At 62.1% G+C, this 21,727-nt stretch carries 22 protein-coding genes and 1 pseudogene; 6 read left to right on the top strand and 17 right to left on the bottom strand.

All coding sequences use genetic code 11. The features are described 5' to 3' along the window. Positions 1–13: 13 nt before the first annotated feature. Positions 14–1,420: a signal recognition particle protein gene (gene ffh, locus MU846_RS08920; protein ID WP_246951827.1), complete on the bottom strand. Its 1,407-nt coding sequence runs from the start codon at positions 1,418–1,420 to the stop codon at positions 14–16. 151 nt (positions 1,421–1,571) lie between these two features. On the opposite strand from ffh, the gene MU846_RS08915 reads away from it, so the two are divergent. Continuing rightward, entirely contained in the window at positions 1,572–2,375 is an 804-nt protein-coding gene (locus MU846_RS08915; RefSeq protein ID WP_246951824.1) for a cytochrome C assembly family protein, read from the top strand. Between the two features lie 73 nt (positions 2,376–2,448). Next, positions 2,449–3,711, top strand: a complete 1,263-nt coding sequence (locus MU846_RS08910; RefSeq protein WP_246951822.1) for an HlyC/CorC family transporter — start codon at positions 2,449–2,451, stop codon at positions 3,709–3,711. A gap of 158 nt (positions 3,712–3,869) precedes the next feature. On the opposite strand, the gene MU846_RS08905 is transcribed toward MU846_RS08910, so the two are convergent. The 4 genes from MU846_RS08905 to MU846_RS08890 are packed head-to-tail and all read right to left on the bottom strand — an operon-like array spanning position 3,870 to position 6,433. Then, a complete protein-coding gene (locus tag MU846_RS08905; protein ID WP_246951820.1) occupies positions 3,870–4,835 on the bottom strand; it encodes a patatin-like phospholipase family protein in 966 nt (321 codons plus the stop codon). Then, positions 4,832–5,311, bottom strand: a complete 480-nt coding sequence (locus MU846_RS14625; protein WP_306799329.1) for a DUF1289 domain-containing protein — start codon at positions 5,309–5,311, stop codon at positions 4,832–4,834. Before MU846_RS14625 ends, MU846_RS08905 begins: the two co-directional genes overlap by 4 nt. Further along, positions 5,301–5,837, bottom strand: coding sequence for a gamma carbonic anhydrase family protein (locus MU846_RS08895; RefSeq protein WP_246951818.1), 537 nt, complete (start codon positions 5,835–5,837; stop codon positions 5,301–5,303). Before MU846_RS08895 ends, MU846_RS14625 begins: the two co-directional genes overlap by 11 nt. Then, entirely contained in the window at positions 5,834–6,433 is a 600-nt protein-coding gene (locus tag MU846_RS08890; protein ID WP_246951816.1) for a CoA pyrophosphatase, read from the bottom strand. Before MU846_RS08890 ends, MU846_RS08895 begins: the two co-directional genes overlap by 4 nt. Before the next feature lie 188 nt (positions 6,434–6,621). Here MU846_RS08890 and MU846_RS08885 point away from each other — a divergent pair, with 188 nt between their 5' ends. Then, positions 6,622–7,173, top strand: coding sequence for an NUDIX hydrolase (locus MU846_RS08885; protein ID WP_246951814.1), 552 nt, complete (start codon positions 6,622–6,624; stop codon positions 7,171–7,173). 4 nt (positions 7,174–7,177) lie between these two features. On the opposite strand, the gene MU846_RS08880 is transcribed toward MU846_RS08885, so the two are convergent. From MU846_RS08880 to purL, 7 genes are all read right to left on the bottom strand, one after another. After that, positions 7,178–8,107 carry a CobW family GTP-binding protein gene (locus MU846_RS08880; protein WP_246951812.1) on the bottom strand — a complete coding sequence of 310 codons (930 nt, stop codon included), beginning with the start codon at positions 8,105–8,107 and terminating at the stop codon, positions 7,178–7,180. Then, entirely contained in the window at positions 8,104–8,568 is a 465-nt protein-coding gene (locus MU846_RS08875; RefSeq protein ID WP_246951810.1) for a transcriptional repressor, read from the bottom strand. Before MU846_RS08875 ends, MU846_RS08880 begins: the two co-directional genes overlap by 4 nt. Positions 8,569–8,778: 210 nt before the next feature. Beyond that, complete coding sequence (locus tag MU846_RS08870; RefSeq protein WP_246951808.1) at positions 8,779–9,156, bottom strand: hypothetical protein; 378 nt, start codon at positions 9,154–9,156, stop codon at positions 8,779–8,781. A gap of 182 nt (positions 9,157–9,338) precedes the next feature. Next, positions 9,339–9,677 carry a YqfO family protein gene (locus MU846_RS08865; RefSeq protein WP_246951806.1) on the bottom strand — a complete coding sequence of 113 codons (339 nt, stop codon included), beginning with the start codon at positions 9,675–9,677 and terminating at the stop codon, positions 9,339–9,341. Positions 9,678–9,691: 14 nt separating this feature from the next. Beyond that, positions 9,692–10,387 (bottom strand): PaaI family thioesterase, encoded by a 696-nt coding sequence (locus MU846_RS08860; protein ID WP_246951804.1) that lies wholly within the window; start codon positions 10,385–10,387, stop codon positions 9,692–9,694. 259 nt (positions 10,388–10,646) lie between these two features. Further along, the gene (locus MU846_RS08855) at positions 10,647–11,309 is read right to left on the bottom strand and encodes a PaaI family thioesterase (protein WP_246951802.1); all 663 of its coding nucleotides are present in this window, start codon (positions 11,307–11,309) and stop codon (positions 10,647–10,649) included. Positions 11,310–11,342: 33 nt separating this feature from the next. Beyond that, entirely contained in the window at positions 11,343–15,227 is a 3,885-nt protein-coding gene (gene purL / locus MU846_RS08850; protein WP_246951800.1) for a phosphoribosylformylglycinamidine synthase, read from the bottom strand. Positions 15,228–15,649: 422 nt separating this feature from the next. Between purL and mltF the strand changes: the two genes are divergently transcribed. Then, a complete protein-coding gene (gene mltF, locus MU846_RS08845; protein ID WP_246951799.1) occupies positions 15,650–17,083 on the top strand; it encodes a membrane-bound lytic murein transglycosylase MltF in 1,434 nt (477 codons plus the stop codon). 85 nt (positions 17,084–17,168) lie between these two features. Here the strand turns inward: mltF and tadA are convergent, their stop codons facing one another. Further along, on the bottom strand, positions 17,169–17,636 hold the full coding sequence (gene tadA, locus MU846_RS08840; RefSeq protein WP_246951797.1) for a tRNA adenosine(34) deaminase TadA: 468 nt from the start codon (positions 17,634–17,636) through the stop codon (positions 17,169–17,171). A 359-nt stretch (positions 17,637–17,995) separates the two neighbouring features. Between tadA and purT the strand changes: the two genes are divergently transcribed. Continuing rightward, positions 17,996–19,183, top strand: a complete 1,188-nt coding sequence (gene purT, locus MU846_RS08835) for a formate-dependent phosphoribosylglycinamide formyltransferase (protein ID WP_246951795.1) — start codon at positions 17,996–17,998, stop codon at positions 19,181–19,183. 94 nt (positions 19,184–19,277) lie between these two features. Continuing rightward, positions 19,278–19,694, top strand: a complete 417-nt coding sequence (locus MU846_RS08830; RefSeq protein WP_246951793.1) for an NINE protein — start codon at positions 19,278–19,280, stop codon at positions 19,692–19,694. 21 nt (positions 19,695–19,715) lie between these two features. Here the strand turns inward: MU846_RS08830 and MU846_RS08825 are convergent. The 4 genes and pseudogenes from MU846_RS08825 to MU846_RS08810 all read right to left on the bottom strand — a co-directional run. Next, a pseudogene (locus MU846_RS08825) lies at positions 19,716–19,941 on the bottom strand (helix-turn-helix domain-containing protein); the annotation flags it as partial. 40 nt (positions 19,942–19,981) lie between these two features. Continuing rightward, on the bottom strand, positions 19,982–21,043 hold the full coding sequence (locus tag MU846_RS08820; protein WP_246951791.1) for an SDR family oxidoreductase: 1,062 nt from the start codon (positions 21,041–21,043) through the stop codon (positions 19,982–19,984). 146 nt (positions 21,044–21,189) lie between these two features. Continuing rightward, on the bottom strand, positions 21,190–21,513 hold the full coding sequence (locus MU846_RS08815) for a YdbL family probable chaperone protein (protein ID WP_246951789.1): 324 nt from the start codon (positions 21,511–21,513) through the stop codon (positions 21,190–21,192). A gap of 10 nt (positions 21,514–21,523) precedes the next feature. After that, positions 21,524–21,727: a YnbE family lipoprotein gene (locus MU846_RS08810; RefSeq protein WP_246951787.1), complete on the bottom strand. Its 204-nt coding sequence runs from the start codon at positions 21,725–21,727 to the stop codon at positions 21,524–21,526.

Here is a 21,727-nt window from a genome sequence, read left to right as displayed (position 1 = left end):
CCGCGGATAAGGCTCACAGGCCGGGGAAACCGGGTGGCAACCCACCGCCGCCGCCCATGCCGCCGGGGCCGTTGCCGCCCATCATTCCGCCCATGCCGCGCATCATCTGCTGCATGCCGCCCTTGCCTTTCATCTTCTTCATCATCTTGCCCATCATCTTCTGCTGCTTGATGAGCCGGTTCAGATCCTGGATCTCAAGGCCGGCACCAGCCGCGATACGGCGTTTGCGCGAGCCTTTGATGAGATCCGGGTTGCGGCGCTCGTTCGGCGTCATGGAATCGATCAGCGCTTCCATGTGCTTGAACTGTTTCATCGCTGCCTGATCTTCGGTCATCTTGGCCAGGCCGCCCATGCCAGGCAGCTTGTCCAGCAGCGAAGCCATGCCGCCCATGTTGCGCATCTGCTGGAACTGATCCTTCAGATCCTCGAAATCCATCGCCTTGCCTTTCTTGAACTTTCTGGCGATTTTTTCGGCTTTGCTCTTGTCCAGCTTGCGCTCGGCTTCCTCCACCAGCGACAGCACGTCGCCCATGCCGAGAATCCGTGAGGCGATCCGCTCAGGATGGAACAGCTCGAGCGCATCGGTTTTCTCACCGATACCGATGAACTTGATCGGCTTGCCGGTGATGGCGCGCACCGACAGCGCTGCACCACCGCGGGAATCACCGTCTGCCTTGGTCAGCACCACCCCGGTGAGTGGCAGCGCTTCGTTGAAGGCGGCGGCGGTATTGGCCGCATCCTGGCCAGTCATGGCATCGACCACGAACAGCGTCTCGGCCGGGCTGATCGCCGCGTGCAAACGCTTGATCTCGCCCATCATCTGCTCATCGATCGCCAGCCGGCCGGCGGTATCGACGATCAGCACGTCCATGAAACGGCGTTTCGCCTCGCTCAGGGCGGCATTTGCGATATCCACCGGGTCCTGCTCGGCAGCAGACGGGAAAAACTCCACGCCGACCTCACCGGCCAGCGTTTTCAACTGCTCGATCGCCGCCGGGCGATAAACGTCGGCAGAAACCACCATCACCTTTTTCTTGTCGCGCTCCTTCAGGTGGCGCGACAGCTTGGCCACGGAGGTGGTTTTACCCGCCCCTTGCAGGCCCGCCATCAGAATGATCACTGGCGGCTTGCTGGCCAGGTTCAACCCCACGTTGGCCTCGCCCATGGTCGCGACCAGCTGATCGTGAACGATCTTCACGAACGCCTGGCCCGGATTGAGGCTGGACAGCACCTCCTGGCCAAGCGCCAGCTCCTTCACCTGCTCGGTGAAATCCTTCACCACCGGCAGCGCCACATCCGCTTCCAGCAGCGCCTTGCGGACTTCACGCAGGGTGTCGCGGATGTTGTCTTCGGTCAGCTGGCTCTGGCCAGACAGGGAACGCAGGGAGGCGCCAAGGCGTTCACTGAGATTCTCGAACATGCAGTACTCCGGGCGGTGTTTCGCGAGCCGGCCAGTATACCGTGCCACCGAGGGCGCCGCGAGCCACTGCCGCCCCAGCGCAGCGCTGGCGACTGCTCGCGATGGCCTGGGGAGCGCGTTATACTGCCCGCCCATTGGAAAACAGACGCCTATGACTATTGCCAGCTGGGCGGGCCTCGCCGCCTTTTTGCTTTACCTCGCCGCATCGATCCTGGTGCTACGGCGCCTGCGTGGCGCTGTGGCCAGGCGTCCCAGCCCGTGGCTACTGGCCCTGAGCATGCTGGCGGTCGCCAGCCATGCGCTGTGCCTGTGGCTGACCACCGTGACCGATGAAGGCGTGCGCCTGGGCCTGTTCCCGATGGCATCGCTGATCACCGGCACGGGCGCGGCCATGGTCATCAGCGCCAGCCTGTATCGGCGGCTGGAGTGGGTGAGCGCGTTGGTGTTTCCCCTCAGCGCCCTGTCGATCCCGCCGATGCTATGGGTGCAATCCGGCTATATCCCGCACGCGCTCCAGCATGGCGTGGCCACCCATGTACTGCTCTCGATTCTCGCGTCTGCCGTGCTGGCCATCGCGGCCGCACAATCGTTACTGCTGCTGGTGCAGCATCGGCAACTCAAAAGCGGCCATATTCGCGGCGTGATGCGCGCCTTCCCGCCGATTCAGGTAATGGAGCGCATGTTGTTCGAGCTGCTCTGGACCGGCGTGCTACTGCTCAGTGCGGCGATGATTGCCGGCTTTATCTATCTTGACGATTTGCTCGCCCAAAAAGTGGCGCACAAGACCGTGCTGACAGTGGTGGCCTGGGGCCTGTTTGCCACACTGCTGGCAGGCCGCCATTTTCTCGGTTGGCGTGCACTGACGGCGGTGCGCTTCACGCTGGCCGGGTTTGTCATTCTGGTGCTGGCTTTCTTCGGCTCGCAACTGGTGCTGGAGTACATTCTACGGCCCTGAGCGGCTGCGGCTTGACCCAGCCAGAATGGCTCCAGACAATACCCCTTCTGTTTGCTATCCAGGCCCGTTTGTCTTGGCTGATCTCCCGGAAACCCTGCTCATTGGCCTGCTGATCCTGTTGCTGCTGGCCTCCGCTTTCTTTTCCGCCAGTGAAACAGGCATGGTGGCGCTCAACCGCTACCGCCTGCGGCACTTGTCGCGCCAGGGGCATCGTGGCGCCCGCCGCGTCGAAGCCTTGCTGACGCGCACCGACCGTCTGCTGGGCATGATTCTGGTCGGCAATAATTTTGTGAACAACTATGCCGTCACACTGACAGCCCTGCTGGCAATTTCCTGGTTCGGTAACACGGGTGCAGCGCTGGCGCCTTTCGTGTTCACATTGATCCTGCTGATCTGCGCAGAAGTAACGCCGAAAACCTTTGCCGCACGCCGCCCGGACGCTATCGCCTACCCCGCCAGCCTGATCCTGAAGCCACTGATGGTGCCGCTGGCCCCTGTTGTCTGGGCTGTCACGGGCATCAGCAACGGCTTGCTGCGGCTTGTAGGGGTCCGTGAATTGCATGGCAGTGATGATCTCAGCCCGGAGGAACTGCGCACCGTCGTGAATGAAGCCGGCGCTCTGATTCCACCCCGGCACCAGAAAATGCTGCTCAATATCCTTGATCTGGAAAAGGTCACCGTCGAAGACATCATGATTCCGCGCAGCGAAATTGTAGGCATCGATATCGACGATGATATCGGCGACATTCTCAACCTGCTGCGCAGCTCCCAACACACTCGCCTGCCCATCTACCGCAGCGACCCGAACAACGTCATCGGCATCCTGCATCTACGTAAAGTAAGCCGGCTGCTGATGCGCCCGCAGGTGAACAAGGCGGAACTGATGCAGCACTCCGTCGAGCCCTATTTTGTGCCGGAAGGCACGCCGCTGCATAAACAGCTGATCAACTTTCAGAATGCCCGCCGCCGCCTCGGCGTGGTGGTGGATGAATACGGTGATGTGCTGGGGCTGATTACGCTGGAAGATATACTGGAAGAAATCGTCGGCGAATTTACCACCGATCTCGCCGCCAGCCATCAGGGCATCGTGCCGCAAGAGGACGGCAGTTTCGTGATTGACGGCACCACTCATCTGCGCGAAATCAACCGTACCTTGCACTGGGAGCTGCCCACCGATGGCCCCAAAACGCTCAATGGGCTGATCCTCGAGCATCTGGAACACATCCCGGCGAGCAGCACGTCATTTCGTCTTGGGGATTATCTGATTGAGGTCATGCAGGTAAAAGACAACCGCGTTCGCACAGCCCGAGTGCGCCAGCGGCAGCCGACAACGTAGTCCGCAGAAGCAGCCACGGCCGCCCGCAAGAAACACACCTCCATCATGCGCAGTATCCGGTTATGAAATTGTCGCCGCCGGTGAAGAGGAAACCAAAAACTCACCGTTTGAAATCAGCGGCGGCACCGTTCAATTGAAAAAATAAGCGCCCGACAATTTCACAAGCACCCCATCAGCCACTCCAGCCGCTCGCGGCTGGCATACACCAGGCGCCGGCCTTCTTCGATGGCTTCCGCTGCGCGATGAAAATCCATGATGGCGTAATCTTCCAGCATCGGCACCAGATTCAGCTCGGCGGGATCACCTGCCATGCGGCTGCGGGTGATACGATCCTGCATGATGTTGACACTGGCGCCGATCACATCGAAGAAGCCCGGCACAGGCTCGGCAGTACCGTCCGCGGGTGACGAGAAATAATCCATTACCTTGCCCCACATGGAGCGCTCTGCCGCTGCCTCGCTTTCCTTTGCGAGTGCGGCGGGTTCTGGCACATCATCACCTGCGGGTTCTTCCAGCGTCTGGTTGCTGATGTCATGGCGGGTCAGGTGGCGCCCGATCAACTGGCCATTGAGATTGACCGCGATCACCAGCTCGGCACCCAGGGCGCGGCAAACGGACACCGGCACCGGATTGACCAGGCCGCCATCCAGCATCCAGCGCCCGTCATGCTGGAACGGCGCAAACAACCCCGGCAAGGCACAGGAAGCGCGGGCGGCATCCAGCACCGAGCCGGTTTGAATCCACACTTCGCGGCCCAGTTTCATGTCGGTGGCCACGGTGGCAAAGCGCTGTTCAAGTGATTCGATATCGGGGTTCTGGTGGTGCTCCGAAAAGAAATTGAACAGCTTTTCGCCTTTCACGACGCCGCCACTGAAACCGATATCCAGATAACCCAGCACGTCGCGAAAAGTAAGCCGTGTCACCCAGTCACTGAAAGCCGCCAACTGGCCGGAAACGTAGACCGCGCCGACCAGCGCGCCAATGGAGGTGCCGGCCACCACATCCGGTCGAATGCCCATGTCTTCCAGCGCCTGTATCACACCGATATGGGACCAGCCACGCGCCGAGCCACTGCCCAGCGCCAGGCCCACTCGCGGTGGCCGCACCGTTGCAGCGGTGCTCACAGACTGCCTTCCGCGCGCGCCTGAGCCACTACGCAGGACGCCGGCTGGCCTGCCATACGCTGCTGCGAGCGTGCCAGCACTTCACGCTGCCAGGGCGCCGGCAACCGCCCCCAATAGCTGATTTCGTTACCCGTGCGGAAACAACCGACGCATAAATCGTCACCATCCAGCGCGCAGATGCTGACGCATGGTGACGCTACCGTGTCGGCGATGCGTGCTGCCGCGTTATCCGACGCGCTTTTTGCCGCATTGCCCGCCACGTTATGTGCTGCGCTGCTCGCCACACTCTTCGTTGCACTCTTTACCGGGCTCTCTGTGGGCATATTCGCCGTGTTCTCCACAACACTCTCTACTGCGTTCCCTCTTGCACTTGCCCCCACGTTTGCCACCCCATCCTCCACGGCGCTCTCCATGGCACTCTCCATGGCACTCTCCATGGCGCTCTCCACGGCATTCGCCACAGCATTATTCGCCATGGAATCGCGCGTCCGGCTTCAGGTTGGCAGCGAAGTGTTTGGCGTGGGCAACGTAGTGCATGCCGCCCAGGGTAATCATTGCCTTGTGCCCGTCACTGAGCTCCTTTACCACTTTCGCCGGCGAGCCCATCACCAGCGAGTTGTCGGGTATTTCCATGCCTTCGGGCACCAGCGCATTGGCACCGATGATGCAGTTGCTGCCGATTCTGGCGCGGTTAAGCACCACGGCGTTGATGCCGATCAGCGTGTTGTCACCCACCGTGCAGCCATGCAGCATGGCCTTGTGACCGACCGTCACATTACGGCCCAGCGTCAGCGGCACGCCGGGGTCGACGTGCAATACCGCGCCATCCTGAATATTGGTTTCATCGCCCACGGTAATGGAGTCGGTATCTGCTCGTAGTACGGCGTTGAACCAGATGCTGGCCTTGTCGCCCAGTATTACCGAGCCGATCACAGTGGCGTTATCTGCGATCCAGTATTCACCGCGAGCTTCCAGCTGGCGGCCATCAATGGTGTAAATCACTTCAGCTCCCCCTGCAGCGTCTCTTCCTCGAATTCGTAATGAATACCTGCATCGAAGGCGTGGTTCAGCAGATCGAGAATCATGAAGGCCGTCAGCCCCCAGATACGTTTGTCTTCGTAATAATAATTCGGCATGCGCAGGCGTTTGCCGAACACATCCACCGGCTCGGACATCTCCGGCTGCGCATCCAGGAAAAACCCCAGCGGCACACGGAAAATACTGGCAATCTCGCCCGGCTCTGCAATCAGCTCGATGGCGGGATCGACCAGCCCCACAAAAGGCGTCACTTTCATGCCGTAGCGAGACGGCAGCGGCGATAACTGGCCGAGTACATTGACACTGCCCGGCTCCATGCCGACTTCCTCTCGGGATTCACGCAAGGCGGTGGCCAACAGGTTGTGATCGCCGGGATCGCGCTTGCCACCGGGAAAGGCCACCTCGCCAGCATGAGTCGGCATGAAGGCAGAGCGCACGGTCAGGATCAGCTCCGGCTCCGGCTGATCGGTGAATGGCATCAGCACCGCCGCCTCGGGCAGGTGCACAGGCAATTCGCGCAGGCGATAGCCGCGCAGGCGCTCTTTCAGTATCTCGATCACCTATCATTCTCCCGCCCCGCCAGCGAGCCGGCACATCGCCAGCGCAGGGCACAAGGTCGCTCATTCAAACGACAGTTTGAACAGCCGCTGCAAGGCAGGCAAGCGCAATATGACTGGCGCCGTCCGGCGTTGCAGGGCTGCCGGCAAGCCGATAGGCTGCGTATGCCTTGGCATGATGCGGACACACGATGAAGTTTTGCAGCCACTGCGGCAGCGATCAGCTCCGCTTCGATGTTCCAGAGGGAGACAACCGGCCCCGCTACTGGTGCCCGGCCTGCCAGATCATTCACTATCAGAATCCGAAGATCGTGGTGGGTTCACTGCCAGTCTGGGAAGGGCGCATCCTGCTTTGCAAACGCTCCATCCAGCCCCGCGCCGGCTACTGGACGCTGCCCGCCGGGTTCATGGAAAACGGCGAGACGCTGCAAGAAGGCGCCATCCGTGAAACCTGGGAAGAAGCGTGCGCCACCGTGAATCTCACGGACCTTTACACCGTTTTCAACCTGCCCCACATCTATCAGGTATATATGTTCTTTCTCGGCGAGCTGGCAGACGGTCGTTATGGTGTCGGCGAGGAATCCTCCGATGTCGGGCTGTTTCTCCCGAAGGAAATCCCTTGGGACGAATTAGCGTTTCCGACCGTTACCCGCACGCTGAGGTTTTATCTGCAAGATCTCGCCACCGGCGAGTTCCCGATTCGCGTTCAGGATATCGCCCCGCTGGGCACGCCCGAGCCCTGATCTCTCAACGGCCACCGCCGCCACATGCCAGCAACGCCTGCTGGCGTGCCGGCCAGTCACAAGTACCTGATACTATCACCTGAATGCGGCTTGCCGGCCGGTATTCAAGGGGCAGCAGGGTGATCTCCCCGGCCACCGCATCAAGACGCCAGCCTGCGCAGCCGACAGCGGCCAGCTCGCCCTTGATCCGCTCCCAGGAAAAACTGGCCAGCCAGCGACGCAGCGCCGTTTCTGTCACCTGCCAGCCTGATGGCAACTGCCAGCCACACGCGTCCCACCGCGTTAGCGGCGCGGACAGGGTAAATACCGGCGCGCTTGCCGCGGGCCGCCGGGGCGCGGCAAGCCAGGCCGCATCCAGCTCGCCATGCGCGGAACACACCGCCGGTAGCTGCGGGCGCCGTGCACAAAGCGCCCGCCAATGCTGCTCCGCAGCGGCGTCCCAGCAATCTGCCCGCGTGCCCACCAGCACATCTGCACAGGCCAGTTGCTGCAACCAGAGTGGCGATTGCGCAAAACGCGCATCGCCCAGGCGCCGGGGGTCGATCAGGCACAGGGTCGCGCCGAGATCGAGCACGCCCTGATACACCGGGTCGCGCAGCAGCCGCAGCAGCTCTGCCGGGTGGCCCAGCCCCGAAGGCTCGATCAGCAGCCGCGTGGGGCGCGTCTCGCGAATCAACCGGTTGAGTGTGACACGCAACGCCACCGCTGCGGTGCAACCCATGCAACCGCCCGCCACCTCGCGCACCTGTGCACCGCTTGCGGCCAGCCAGTCGCCATCCAGGCCCACCTCGCCGAATTCGTTGACCAGCACTGCCCAGCGCTCGTCGGCAGCATGGCCCAGCAACTGGCGAATCAGTGTGGTTTTGCCCGCGCCGAGCATACCGGTGATCAGGTTCACGGGCAGGTTTTCAGCGCGCCAGCGGTCGGTCGTCATGCAGCGCTGCGGCATTGCCGGCAAAGCCCGTGCAGCTCCAGCGGGCGCTTGCCGATATGGAATCCGTGACCCTGCGCCAATTGCGCCAGCAGATGTTGCAGCTCGGCTGCCAACGGCACTTCACGGGCGTCACCGCATTCATCACACAATAAAAACTGCGGCCAATGGGCCGCACGCTCGCCGGTGTGGTCGTGGCCGTGATTGCAGGCCAGATAGCTGTTGGTGGATTCGATCCGGTGGACAAGCCCCTGGTGCAGCAGGAAATCCAGCGCACGGTACACCGTCGGCGGCTGGGCACGGGGCTGGGCGGTGCGAAGATGATCGAGAATCTGATACGCCGTCAGCGGCTGAGGCCGCTCCAGCAGGATCGCCAGCACGCGCCGCCGCACCGGGGTGAAACGCACGCCCCGCTCGCGGCATGTGTGCTCTGCGGCCGCCAGAGCCTGCTTGATAGTGCTCATGCATATGTCTCCTGCAGGCTGGCAACGCTTGTTGCCGGCTCGCCGGGCAACTTGCAGAAGGCGCAGGTGCTTCCTTTGCAAGTGCTCTCGACCACTCGTATGCAGCCTGCCAGGCGCAGGGCATACGGCAGCTACGTTATAACATATCGCAAAGCGGGGCTACTTGAGCTGGTGCTGTGCTTGTGCCCTTGTTGTGCACTCGCCGGCTCATCAATGCACCTGCTGCCACAGGCGCCGCGTCAGGCTGCTCAGAATAGTGGCGGCGGCCACTCCTGGGGGCTCGCTGTGGCCGTCGCCCAGCAGCGCTGTGCGAGCGCGTTCCAGCGTATTGAGCAGCATGGTACGTTCACTGCCATCGAGCTGCGCATCCGATTCCGCCTCCAGAATCAGCTCCACCAACGCCACCCGTGCCTCCGAGATGGCCTGCTGGGCCAGCGCCTCGATGACATACTCCAACTCGTCCAGCCATCGCAATGCCTGAAACAATGTCATGGTGCTCTCCACGATACCCCGGATGCGCTGAGCGCCGGCGGCTGCGGCAATCGTGCCGGCCACTCTGCTCGGCGCATTTTGCCTGCACGTCGTCATACTCCCCTTGCAGGCGTATATTGATTATTGGCCCAGCGTGGCCATCGGGAACAAGGCAGGACTACAGTTTCAGAACAAAGGTGCTACGAAGCGTACAGAACACTCCAACGCGCTTACCTGTGAGGCGGTTCCGCAACGTACGGGAGGCAAAGCCAGCGTTAGCGGCGAGTGGCGGAGAGCGGCTATTCTGGCAAGGGGCCTGGCAAGGGCGCCAGCGGCCACAGATCAATGGCCGGCTCTTCATAGGGGTGAGCCAGCCGCAGTGCGGCCAACGCCGGGCGCAGGGCGTTTTCCTCACAGATCATTTCCACGCGGTATTCCGGCACACGCTCGATCTCGCCCTGCTGGCCGATGAACGGCCGGCTGCCATCCAGCGGCCGGAACTGGCCCTCGCCTGCCACCTGAAAGGCGCAGCAATCGTAATTGCCGATACGACCCGCTCCCGCTGCAAATACGGCCTGTTTGACCTCTTCCAGATGCGAGGCCGGCACATAAAAGCAGAGCTTGTATACGGTACTCATATGCTCATACGTCCTCAATTCAGCCGCGATGCCAAGGGAAAGCCATCGCGCCAGCGGTATTCTCCTCTGGCGCAAATCCATACGCCCTCGGCACGCACCACTTGCTCACCAGCGACAAAGAACAGCCCCTCGACAAACAACTTGCGGCCCTCCAGGCTCTGGATACGTGCCTCCATGTCAATATCCGTCTTCAGTGGTGTGCCGGCCTGATAACGGATATTCAGCGTGCCCGTCATGCCTATGCCGTGCACCATGTCCTGAGTCTTGGCCATCAGGATATCCAGCATCAGCGCCACCACGCCACCGTGCACACGGCCAGGCGGCCCCTGCCAGGGCAGGCCGAGATTGACCCGCCCGCGCACTACGTCGCCATCCAGCCACACGGACAGCGGCGGCGCCAGGGACGACGACAATCCCGTCATGATCTCGTGATCGAAAGCATCCAGCACATCGCGGTGGCTGCCTTGCTCCATGTACAGCCGCTGAAACGCCGCCATCTGCCCCCGGCGCGGGTATTCCTGCACTTGCCCGGCAATGATCGCCATTTGCGCCGCCCATTGTTCGAGCATGTTCTGCGGGGCATCCAGCCGCACCAGCCGATCCTGGATTTGACGCAGCGACGCCGCCAGTGCCCGGCGCACGGCGTATTCCTCGTCAGGCTCGTGGGGCTCGGCAATACGGTGAGTAAACAGGCCGTAGTTGTTGCTCAATGCAGTTCTCCTGAAAAGCGGGTTTTCTGATGTCGCGCTGATGCCATACTGGTTGCCGGAAAGGCACAGCGGGGCAGCATCCGCCCAAAGGCGCAGAGATTAGCCTGACCGACGGCCAAACCCCATGGCCAAACATGCCATCTGCTGACCTGCCCGGCAGGGTATCCGCAGATGGCGACAGGCTACGGCAAAGCGCTGACAACCTGACTGCACGGGGCTGCCTGTAACAGGCAAGCCCTGGCGCGAGTGCGAACGGAGATCAGCGACCGAAGCGCGGTTGCAGGAAGATGCCTTCTGCCTGCACCGTCTGCTCCTCGCCGGCAAATACCCCGCCTTCGATGAACATCTTGCGGCCATCCATTTCGCGCAGGCGTGCGGTGAAGCGCACCGTGGTCTCGATGGGCGTACCGGCGAGGTAGCGCACATTGAGCGTGCCGGTGACGCCGATCTTGAAGGAAGCGTGCATGGCGCGCGACAACACGGCGTCCAGCAACATGGCGATCACGCCGCCGTGCACGCGTCCCGGCGGGCCTTGATAGTGCAGCCCCAGATAGACTTCGGCCTCGACGCCTTCCGGCGTTTCCTTGATAAACCGCAGTGGCGGCGACACCGGATTGGACAAGCCGCCTGCCGGGTCAAAATCCATCATGTCGAAGATATCAGCGGCGGTGGCGGCACCACTGAACACGCGACGGTTCGCCGCCCGGGTATCACGCCGCTCAGGCTGGCCGACAGTCTCTGCCAGCTGCTCCAGCGCAGCCGCCCATTGCTCCAGTTCGGCCTGACTGGCCTCGGCGCGGATCAACCGCTCGGCAAGCTGCTGCATGGCCGCAGCGATGCGCCGGTGCGCGATAAAATTTGCCGGCACATCGCCCTTGTGGGCCGCCAGTAATTCAAACGGCCCGAAGGTTTTTTCACTCATAACGTAACGTGTCCTTGATGACCCGTCCTGGCGTCAGCCAACCCATTTGCGTGCATTCTGGAACATGCGCAGCCAGGGGCCATCTTCGAACGCTTTCCAGTCATCCGGGTGCCAGCTGTTTTGCACCACTCGGAATGCGCGCTCCGGGTGCGGCATCATGATGGTCACGCGGCCATCGGTGTTGCTGAAGCCTGTGACACCCTGCTTGGAACCATTCGGGTTGGCGGGGTAGCGCTCGGTCGGGTTACCCAGCGAATCGACAAAGCGCGCCGCCAGCAGATTGTTTTCGTGGCAACGGGCCAACGCTTCATCGCTGATTTCCGCCTGCCCTTCACCGTGCGCAACCACCACTGGCAAGCGCGTGCCGGCCATGCCGTCGAAAAAAATCGAGGGCGACGAGGTGATTTCCACCAGCGTCGTGCGTGCCTCGAACTGCTCGCTCTGATTGCGCACAAAACGCGGCCAGTGCTCGGTGCCCGGAATCAGCTCCTTGAGCGCGGAGAACATCTGGCAACCGTTGCAGACACCCAGTGCAAAGGTGTCCTCGCGATAGAAAAAGCGATTGAACATATCGCGCAGGCTATCGTTGTACAGGATCGTTTTTGCCCAGCCTTCGCCTGCGCCCAGCACATCGCCGTAGGAGAAACCGCCGCACGCGACCAGGCCGCGGAAATCGGCCAGATCCACTCGCCCGGCCAGCAGATCGCTCATGTGCACATCGACGGTGGTGAAGCCGGCGCGTTCGAAGGCGGCAGCCATTTCCACCTGGCCGTTGACGCCCTGCTCACGCAGGATCGCCACACGCGGGCGCTCCGACAGGCTCAACAACGGCGCGGCCGGATTGTCGGTCATGTCAAACGTCAGGCGCACCGTCAGGCCGGGATCGTTCGCCTCGGGAATTGCATCAAACTCCTGCTCAGCGCAGGACGGGTTGTCGCGCAGTGCCTGGATACGGTAGCTGGTTTCGGCCCAGTTCTGGTGCAGCGTGCGGCGCGGCGATTCCAGCAATACGGCGCCGCCGAGGCGAATGCGCAGCACATCATCGTGGTTCAGCTCGCCTATGCGGTGCACGCACTCACCCAGCCCTGCTTCGGCATACTCGGCAATGACGTGATCAGCGCGATCTGTACGCACCTGCAATACCGCACCGGCCTCTTCGGCAAACAAGGCGGCCAGCGCTTCCTCGTCATCACCGGCAATATGATCCAGCACCAGATCAACGCCGCAGCGGCCGGCGAAGGCCATCTCGGCAACGGTGGCAAACAGGCCACCGTCGGAGCGATCGTGGTAAGCCAGCAGTGATTGCTCGGCAAGCAGGTTCTGTGTCACCTGGAAGAACTGCTTGAGCTGCTTCGGATCATCGATATCCGGCGCGACATCGCCCACCTGACCGTATACCTGTGCCAGCGCCGAACCACCGAGACGGTTCTGCCCACAGCCAAGGTCGATCAGAATCAGCACGCTGTCTTCTTCGGTGCGCAGCTGGGGGGTCAGCGTCTTGCGAATATCGCGCACGGGCGCGAAGGCCGACACGATCAGCGACAACGGCGCGACCACACTCTTTTCGATTCCCTTGTCAGTCCACAGGGTGCGCATGGACAGCGAATCCTTGCCGACCGGAATATTGATGCCCAGCGCCGGGCACAATTCCATGCCCACCGCCTCGACGGTATCGAACAGGTTCTGGTCTTCGCCGGGGTGCCCGGCAGCGGCCATCCAGTTCGCCGACAGGCTCACCGACGACAGCTCGCCCACGTCTGCGGCGGCCAGGTTGGTCAGTGCCTCGGCGACAGCCATGCGTCCTGATGCTGGCGCATCTACCAGGGCTGCCGGGGTACGCTCTCCCATCGCCATTGCTTCGCCGGTGTAGTGCTGAAAACCACTGGCGGTCACTGCGCAATCCGCAACCGGCACCTGCCAGGGGCCGACCATCTGATCGCGATATACCAGCCCGCCCACACTGCGATCACCAATGGCGATCAGGAAGGTTTTGGCTGCCACGCTCGGCAAATTCAACACCCGCTGCACAGCTTCCTTCAATTCGACTTCAGCGAGATCGAAAGGCTGGCGCTGAAAATCCGTGCGCTCGAACTCCCGCTCCATTTTTGGCGGCTTGCCGAACAGCACATCCATCGGCAGATCCACCGGCGGCTCGTTGAAGTGGCTGTCTTCGACATGCAGATGCTCAAGCTCGGTGGCCTGGCCCAGCACAGCAAACGGCGCGCGCTCGCGCTCGCACAGAGCAGCAAAACGGGGCAGATCTTCCGGCAGCACGGCCAGCACATAACGCTCCTGTGCTTCGTTGCACCAGATTTCCACGGGGCTCATGCCGGGTTCATCGCAGGGAATCTTGCGCAGCTCCAGCCGCGCACCACGGCCGGCATCATGCACCAGCTCCGGCAGGGCATTGGACAAGCCGCCAGCGCCGACATCATGCAGCGAGACGATCGGGTTGTTCTCGCCTTGCGCCCAGCAGCGATCAATCACTTCCTGACAGCGCCGCTCGATCTCGGGGTTGTCCCGCTGCACCGAAGCAAAATCCAGATCTTCCGCGCTTTGCCCGGATGCCATCGAGGAGGCCGCACCGCCGCCCAGACCAATCAACAATGCCGGGCCGCCCAGCACGATGATGTGCGCGCCGACCGGGATTTCCTTCTTTTCCACATGCTCGGCACGAATGCTGCCCAGGCCGCCTGCGATCATGATCGGCTTGTGATAACCGCGCACTTCGTCACCGTTGGCACCCGGCGCTTTCAGCTCCAGCGTACGGAAATAACCGCACAGGTTGGGGCGGCCGAACTCGTTGTTGAACGCAGCGCCGCCAAGTGGGCCCTCGATCATGATATCCAGCGCCGAGGCGATACGATCCGGCTTGCCGTACGCCTGCTCCCAGGGCTGCTCGAAGCCGGGGATATTCAGGTTTGATACGGAGAAACCGGCCAGGCCCGCCTTCGGCTTGCCACCCAGCCCGGTGGCGCCTTCGTCACGAATCTCGCCGCCGGAACCGGTTGCCGCGCCGGGAAACGGCGCAATCGCCGTCGGGTGATTGTGCGTTTCCACCTTCATCAGAATATGTACCGGCTCTTGCACATAGTGATAGACGCCGGTATCCGGGTGCGGGAAGAAGCGTGATGCATCCGAGCCCGCCATCACCGCAGCATTATCCTTGTAGGCGGACAGCACGCGCCCCGGATGCTGCTTGAAGGTATTGCGAATCATCCCGAACAGGCTGTTGTCCTGCTGCTCTCCGTCGATCACCCAGCTGGCGTTGAATATCTTGTGCCGGCAATGCTCCGAGTTTGCCTGGGCGAACATCATCAGCTCGGCGTCGGTGGGATTACGTTCCAGGCGCGTGAACTGCGTCATCAGGTAATCGATTTCATCTTCCGCCAGCGCCAGACCGAGCTCGCTGTTGGCGCGCTCCAGCGCAGCGCGGCCGCCGCCGAGAATATCAATGCGCGCCAATGGCCGGGGCGCGTGGCGCTCGAACAGGCAGGCGGCATCTTCCAGCTTTGGCAGCGCCGCTTCGGTCATACGATCGCGAAGTGCCGCCAGCACTGCTTCCTGCTCGATTTCGCCCGCGCCGAACACCAGCCGGTACTCGATGCCACGCTCCACCCGGCGCACTTTGTGCAGCCCGGCGTTATGGCAAATCTCGGTGGCTTTCGACGACCAGGGTGAAATGGTGCCGGGCCGCGGCACGACGACATACAGCTGCCCTTCCGGCAGCGCGGCCTCGCTGGCCGGGCCATAGCTGAGCAGCTTCGCCAGTACATCGTGTTCACGAGCATCAAGCTCGCCGTCCGTATCCACAAAATGGACGAAGCGCGCACCAAGCGCCTGGACGCCGGGCAGCGACTGCAACAGCTTTTCCTGACGGAACGCGGACAACGCGGGGGAACCGGGAAGTATCAGCATAACTCGTTCAGCCAAATTCGGGAGGGATGAGGGAGGCGAATGATACGGGATTTGAGCCCTGATAGCAGCCGCAGCCAAACGGCAAAATCCGGTTTGCGGTGGCTGCCGCGCCGTAGCGGCGTCGTCTCAGGTTTCCGGGGCATCCGTACCAGTTGCTCTCAGCCGCCTTTCCGAGGGGCCGCCCCAGCCAGTGGCCTGAAAATGCGCCTGTCATGCGCCAAGCTGTTGATTGTCGGACAAATAGCCCCGATATTGCCCTTGCGCGTGATAAAATTCGCGCCAATCAGAGCCCGTGCACAGGATGTGCGAAGCTCACGAGCCTGCCGCCAGCCTGCCTGCCAATGGGAGGGGAGCAGGGAACAGATCGGAAGCGGCAGCACCGGCGCGCCAGAATACCCATCTGGCCCGCATTGGAACCGGATATGAGCGCACTGACAAGACAATTCACACACGCCCTGGTGCCTGTGGCAGTGCTGCTGATGGTAGCCATGGTCACAGCCATGCGGCCAGCACCCAGCGCGCTGGAACAGATCCAGGCCCGTGGCGAGCTGGTCGTGGCGACCCGGCTTGCACCAACCACCTATTATCATGATCAGCACGGCGCAACCGGCCTGGAATACGAGCTGGCCGCCGGCTTTGCACGGGAGCTGGGCGTCGAGCTGCGCATGCTGGAAACCGACACCCTTGAAGATATCTTTCTCGCCGTGCGGGATGGCCGCGCCGATCTGGCTGCTGCGGGCCTGACCATCAGCCCGCGCCGCAAATTGCAGTTCGATTTCTCCACCGGTTACCAGACCGTTCAGGAACAGATCATTTACCGCCTCGGCGAGCCGCGCCCGCGCAACATCAGCGATCTGGCCGGGCGCCGCATTGTCGTGCTGGCAGGCAGCAGCCACGCTGAACAGCTGGCCTTGTTGCAGCAGGAAGTACCGTTTCTGGACGTGGAAGAGCTGCCGGGCGCCAGCGCCGAACAGCTGTTGTCACGGGTACATGATGGCCAGGCGGATTACACCATGGTCGATTCCAATGCCTATCTGATGCACCGGGCATTGTTCCCCGAACTGGTGAGCGCGTTTGATGCCAGCGAAGCGCAATTGGGCTGGGCCTTCCGCCGCGAACCCCAGGCACAGCTTTATCAGGCAGCGCAGCGCTATCTCACCCGTGTCAAGGCCGATGGCACCGTAGCTCGCCTTGAGCAGCGCTTCTACGGCCATGCCGAGCGCTTCAACCTCTATGCGGCTCGTTCGTTTATTCGCCATCTGGATCACCGGCTGCCGGAATACGCCACCGCCTTCCGCGACGCAGGCGACACGACCGGCTTCGATTGGCGCCTGCTGGCCGCCGTAGGCTATCAGGAATCCATGTGGGATCCGGCTGCGGTATCTCCCACCGGCGTGCGTGGCCTGATGATGCTGACCCGCAACACCGCTGCCGAAATGGGCGTCAGCGACCGCGAAGACCCGCTACAGAGTATCCACGCCGGCGCCGCCTACCTGCGCAAGCTGCATGATCGCCTGCCGGAGCGAATCGGCGAACCTGATCGCACCTGGATGGCCGTCGCAGCCTACAACGCCGGCATCGGGCATCTTGAGGACGCCCGCGTGCTGACGCAGCGCCAGGGCGGCAACCCGGATCTGTGGGCGGATGTGCGCGGCCGCCTGCCATTGTTGCGCCAACCGCAATATTACCGCGATGCGCGCCATGGCTACGCCAGCGGCGGCGGCCAGGCGGTGGTGTATGTGCGCGCCATTCGCGCCTATTACGATACGCTGGTGTGGGCCACCAATACGCAGCGGCACAGCGAGATGCTGCTGGCCATGGCACAGCCCGCGCCGCAAGCCAGCGGCAATCTTTAGCCGCTCTTACCTTTAGCAACCCTTACCTTTAGAAACCCTTGAAAGCGCTTTCGACCATAAGCCTCTCTCGATAACGGCCTGGCCATCAGAGGCCGTTGCGCCCGCCACGCCGCTGACGAAAGAAAGCACGCAGCATCGCTGCGCTCTGCTCCGCGAGCACACCGCCGATCACCTCGATGCGGTGGTTGTAGAACGTCTGCTCCGGCAACCGCAGCTGGCTGATGCAGGTGCCCGCACGAGGCTCGGTGGCACCGTAAACCAGCCTGCTGATGCGAGCATGCATCAGTGCGCCGAAACACATGGTGCATGGCTCAATGGTGACGTAAAGCGTCGCGCCGGCCAGTCGGTAATTGGCCTGCTGCTGCGCCGCATCACGCAGCGCCACCACCTCCGCATGGGCAGTGGGATCGTTGCTGCTGATCGGGCTGTTCCAGCCGCGCCCCAGCACTACGCCGTCACGCACCACCAGGGCGCCGACCGGCACTTCACCGGCCGCCACCGCCTGCTCGGCAAGCGCCAGCGCTTCGCGCATCCATGTTTCATCGTCCGCCATCGGTGACAACACTCTCTCCCGCACCAAGCACAACGCCCGGCGCACTCTGTGAGGCGCTGGGCAAAGAAAGACCAAGTCTAATCGTTCACGGCAGACAGAGGCAGGCCATGCCTCTTTGCGAGCAACCTTGGCTGCCGCTGCTTGCCTGCCACCAATGAGCGCACACATCTGCCCCGGCCACCGTGCCCAGACCGGGGCACTGCTGCCACTGCCAGCCTCGGCCGCATCAGGTAAACTGCCGCCGCTGCCGTGAAGACACCGGCCGAGAAGACACCGGGCAGACGCCCTGCCGCGTGAGCCTTTGCAGTCTGCGCCAGCTTTCATTGAGCACACAAGACACGAGACAACAGAGAGCCATCATGAGCCAGCCGATTCTTGGAACCCCGCTTTCCCCCACCGCCACCCGTGTGCTGATGCTCGGCAGTGGCGAGCTGGGCAAGGAAGTCGTCATTGCGTTGCAACGCCTGGGCTGCGAAGTTATCGCGGTGGATCGCTACGCCAACGCACCGGCGATGCAGGTGGCGCATCGCAGCCATGTGATTTCAATGCTTGATGGCGCCGCCTTGCGCGCCGTGATCGAACAGGAACAGCCGCATCTGGTGGTGCCCGAGATAGAAGCCATTGCCACCGACACACTGGTGGAAATGGAACAGGAAGGCTTGCGCGTGATCCCGACCGCCCGCGCAGCGCAACTGACCATGAACCGCGAGGGCATCCGCCGGCTGGCCGCGGAGGAGCTTGGCGTCGCCACCTCACCCTACCGATTCGCGGAAACCGAGCAGGAATATCGTGACGCCATTGCCGCCATCGGCCTGCCTTGTGTGGTCAAACCCGTCATGTCGTCTTCCGGCAAGGGCCAGAGCACCGTGCACAGCGATGCCGATATCGCCGCCGCCTGGGAACATGCCCAATCGGGCGGGCGCGCTGGCCGGGGGCGTGTGATCGTCGAAGGCTTTGTGGATTTCGATTACGAAATAACCCTGCTGACGGTTCGCCACCGCGACGGTACCTCATTCTGCGCACCCATCGGCCACCGTCAGGAACGGGGTGACTACCGCGAATCCTGGCAGCCGCAGCCGATGAGCCCGGTTGCGCTGGCAGAGGCGGAACGCATCGCCGCAGCGATTACCGAAGCGCTGGGTGGCCAGGGCGTGTTCGGCGTGGAGCTGTTCATCAAAGGCGACGCTGTGTATTTCAGCGAAGTATCTCCGCGCCCACACGACACCGGCATGGTCACGCTGATTTCCCAGAACCTGTCCGAGTTCGAGCTGCACGCACGCGCAATTCTGGATTTACCGATCCCGGTCATCCGCCAGCTTGGGCCAAGCGCCTCGGCAGTGTTGCTGGTGCCCGGCGAATCCGAGCGCATGACCTACGGCAACCTGGCCGCAGCGCTGGCGCAACCGGATACCGACCTGCGTCTGTTCGGCAAGCCTGAGGTGCACGGCGAGCGCCGTCTGGGCGTGGGCCTGGCGCGTGGCGAAGATATCACCGACGCAGTCGACAAGGCGCTGGCCGTGGTCGGCGCAATCGACGTCACCCTGTAGCGCACCTTGTAACACTCAAGCGGGAACAGATCGCGTTCCCGCATGTTCTTATGTGTCAGCAGCACAACAGAACAACAGACTTCGGGAGCACGGCATGCGGGACATCACCTTCAGGCACGACACGCACAGCAAAATATTCGGCTATCTGCTATGGGTTTTCGGTTTTACCGGCTCACACCGTTTTTATTACGGCAAGCCCATCACCGGCACCATCTGGTTCTTTACCTTCGGCCTGTTTCTGATCGGCTGGATCATTGACCTGTTCCTGATTCCGGCCATGGACCGCCAAGCTGACCACCGCTTCCGCTCCGGCGCCATCGACTACAACATCGCCTGGGTGCTGCTGACCTTTCTCGGCGTGTTCGGCATTCACCGCATGTACCAAGGCAAATGGATCACCGGCATCATTTATCTGTTCACAGGCGGGCTGTTCCTGATCGGCTATCTGTACGATCTATGGACACTCAACAGCCAGGTATCAGAGCGCAACATGCAGCTGGCCCGCCGTTGAGCCACCGCTTGCGGCGGTTGCTCAGGCTGAAGACGCCACGCGCTGATCGCTCCGTAGTTTGCTGACATCAGCACGCGGCGGCGCACCGAACATGCGGCTGTACTCACGGCTGAAATGTGACGGGCTTTCGTAGCCCACACGATAGCTGGCGGTGGCGGCCTCCAGCCCCTCCGTCAGCATCAGCCGGCGAGCTTCATGCAAGCGCAGTTTTTTTCTGAAACTGCAGCGGTGACATGCGCGTGACCGGCGCATTCTGTCGCACCAGTTCCTTTTCAATCCGTTGCCGGTCAGCGCCTCATCAGGCGCTGCACCGGCGAGCGCGACTGCCCGGTGAAATGTGCCCGCACATGCGGTGCGCATTTCACTGCGCCAACAGTCAATGCCGCTGCCGCCGCAACACACCCCGCCGTCATCCACGGCGACATCTGATGCCGGGTGTAGAAACTCATGCGCCGAATATGACTCTGCTGATCACCCAATTCATGGCCGCCGCCGGCGGACTGATGCAACGCCGAGCCACCGCCGCGCGGCTCATCATCGCTGACTGCCGTGCGGAAATAACTGTAGGTGAAAAGCTTGTCCGCCAGCCGGGGCAACAGTCGTGTAAGCCAGGTCATGGCCATGCCGCTGCCGCCAATGGTGATTTCACGCATCGGATGTTCCGCCGCATGCAACACCGCATTGGCCACCAGCTCGGGATGGTAGACCGGCGGCGGCACCTGTGATGCCTTATCGAGATAATTGCGCGCATGCTGGCCAAACGGCGTGTGCACGCCGCTGGGCCGGATCAATGTCACCGATACCGGCGCATGATCATGGATAAGCTCAAGGCGCAGGGAATTGGTGAAGCCTTTGACGGCATGTTTCGAGGCCGTGTAGGCGCTCAGAATCGGCGCCGGCACATCACTTGAAATGGAACCGATATTGATCAGCGCGCCGCCCCGCTGGCGCAGGTGCCGCAAGGCTTCGGTGGAACCGTACACCACACCCCAGTAATTGGTCTGGAACAAGCGGGCGTGATCTTCGTCGCTGATTTCTTCCAGGCGGGCGTACACGCCGACACCGGCATCGTTGATCCAGGTATCAAAACCGCCGTAGCGCTCCACCACCGTATCGACCACATGGCGAACCTGTGCACGATCACCCACATCGGCGACCACATAATCTGCCTGACCTTCGCCCCGCGCCAGCTCGTGGCAAACAGATTTGAGCGTGTCTTCATCGCGGGCCACCAGCACTACTCTGGCACCGCGCTGCACGGCCCGGCGAGCCGTTGCCAGGCCGATACCGGAGCTGCCGCCGGTAATCACCATAGTCTGTCGGGAAAGTGGCTTGAGACTGATACGCATGATGTGCTCCTCCTTGATTGCCTGCCCCTGGCAAATACCCTAGAAGGAGATTTCCAACGCTGTCCAACGGCGGCCTGTAATGCGTGAACCGGCGCACTGCCGGCACGCAAAGCGAGGCTGCATCGCGCAGCCTCGCAGCTGGCAAGCTACTTGGTCACCCACTGGCCATCCGGCGTGCGCACATAAGTGCCACTGCCGGCACGCTCAATGGCTTTTTGCCCGGCCAGGTTGCTCACCTGATCCAGCGTAATGCCATTTTCTCGCGCAATACGCTGATACGCATCGCGGCGGCGATCATTGATGTCCGCCACCAGCTCCACCGCTTCCGGTGTCGCTTTCACCACGCCCAGATAACCGTTCGGCTGCTCGCCCACCAGCCCCTGTGCTTTCGCCGTATCCAGATCCAGGGCCAGCACGGCGCCAGTGAAGGTCAGCAACAGGGCGGCAACAACAAATCGGAATTTCTTCATGTTTGGCCTCCTAGAACAGATCGCTGTCGGCGCTGAACAGCTGATCGATATCCTGCTCCACGCGCAGGCGTATCTCGTGATCAATCTTGACGTTCAGATTGATGGTGATGGGCTCCTTGGGCGCCTCCAGCGCAATGCGCGGCGTACAGGCGATCAAGGGAGACAGAGCTACCGCCAGCAACACGGCACGCGCCAATCCCGATTGTCTGTTCAT

Origin of the sequence: Alcanivorax quisquiliarum, from assembly GCF_023051175.1 — a bacterium.
GTDB lineage: Bacteria > Pseudomonadota > Gammaproteobacteria > Pseudomonadales > Alcanivoracaceae > Isoalcanivorax > Isoalcanivorax quisquiliarum.
Note: the sequence above shows the minus strand (reverse complement) of the source record. Positions and strands in the feature narration are given on the sequence as shown.